This window comes from Streptomyces sp. NPDC006265, assembly GCF_040613555.1.
Classification (GTDB): Bacteria; Actinomycetota; Actinomycetes; order Streptomycetales; family Streptomycetaceae; genus Streptomyces.
The window spans coordinates 1-1249 of the sequence record NZ_JBEXSH010001464.1; the positions used below are offsets into that span (position 1 = coordinate 1).

General features: G+C 75.7%; 1 protein-coding gene and 1 pseudogene. Both read left to right on the forward strand.

Annotation, left to right across the window (positions count from 1 at the left end; all coding sequences use genetic code 11):
• A pseudogene (locus ABZ281_RS49835) lies at nt 1-510 on the forward strand (phage resistance protein); the annotation flags it as partial.
• On the forward strand, nt 507-1249 hold a 743-nt coding region (gene pglZ, locus ABZ281_RS49840), incomplete at its 3' end, for a BREX-2 system phosphatase PglZ (protein WP_356665510.1). The pseudogene ABZ281_RS49835 and the gene pglZ, both read left to right, overlap by 4 nt.

Consider the following 1249-nt stretch of genomic DNA (forward strand, 5'->3'; position numbering starts at 1 on the left):
GGCGAGACCAGCGCCGACCGGTACGGGACCTCCGTCAAACAGGCCCGTAGCGTCGCGGAGGCCGTCGCCTCCGCGCCCTGGAGCACCCTCGAACTCGCCTCCGGGCTCGGCCCCGAGGGCGCGGCACTGCTCGACTCGCTGCGCAACGTGGCCCGCGACGACCAGCGCACCGCGGACCTGCGCGACGCCCTGGCCCGCGCCCAGCGCGAGGTCGTCGCCCTGGTGAAGCGCAGCCAGGCCGCCGCCGTCCCGCCGCCCGCGCCTGCCGCGCCGCAGCCCACTGCTGACGACCTGTCCCTGAACACGTCGACCAGCGACCCGCGCATCCCCTACACCCCGCCGGAGGAGACCACCACCCCGGCCTCCTCGGGCAGCGGCTCCGCGCGAACGGCCGGTGGTCGCCGTACGACCGCGGCACGCGCCGCCGCCGACCTCCAGGCGGAACTGTCCGAACTGGCCGCCCGCCACCCCGACGCGACCATCGAGATCACCTGGAAGGTCGTCGAATGACCGACACCGTCGCCGCCGCCCCCGGCGCCGTACGGCTGAACACCGCGACCGTCACCCAGTACCTGTCCTCGCAGTCCTCTCTCGCCGCCTCCCTGACCGGCGACGGCGGGAGCAGACGCCGGGTGGTGCTGCTGCGGTCCGCGCCCCAGTGGGACGGGCCCGCCGAACCCGCCTGGGGCGAGGCCCGTTCGGCCGGTGTCGCGGTGGCGCCCTCACCGCTCGCCGTCCACGAACTCGTCCTCGACCACCTCGCGGGCCGCCGCCCCGGCCCCGCCGTCCTGGTCGTCCTCACCGACCGCGAGCAGAACGAACTCGACCCGGCGATCACCGCCCGCGTCCACAAACAGCGCATCGACATGGTCGACAGCTGGGACGTCGTACGGGAGGCCTTCGGCGCCCGGCAGATCGACCCGCGCCTGAAGGACGTCAACTGGGCCGCCGAAGCCCTGCTCGACGCCACCCCGCCCGGCGGCTGGCCGCCGGTGCCCGGTGGATGGCTGTCCCGGCAGTACGCCCTCACCGCGCTCGCCCAGCGCCGCCTGCGCCTCGGCCGCTACGACACCGAGAGCAGCCCGCGACGCCCCGGCGAAGACCGGCTCGACGCGCAGACCCTGCTGCACTGGTCCACACGGCCCGGCGCCCCCGAACGGCTGCTGGGCTTGCGAGGGCCCCAGCGTGCCGGGCTGACCGCCTTCCTCGGAGAGGAGGACCAGGCCGGTCCCGCCGGTCGCGCTCTGCT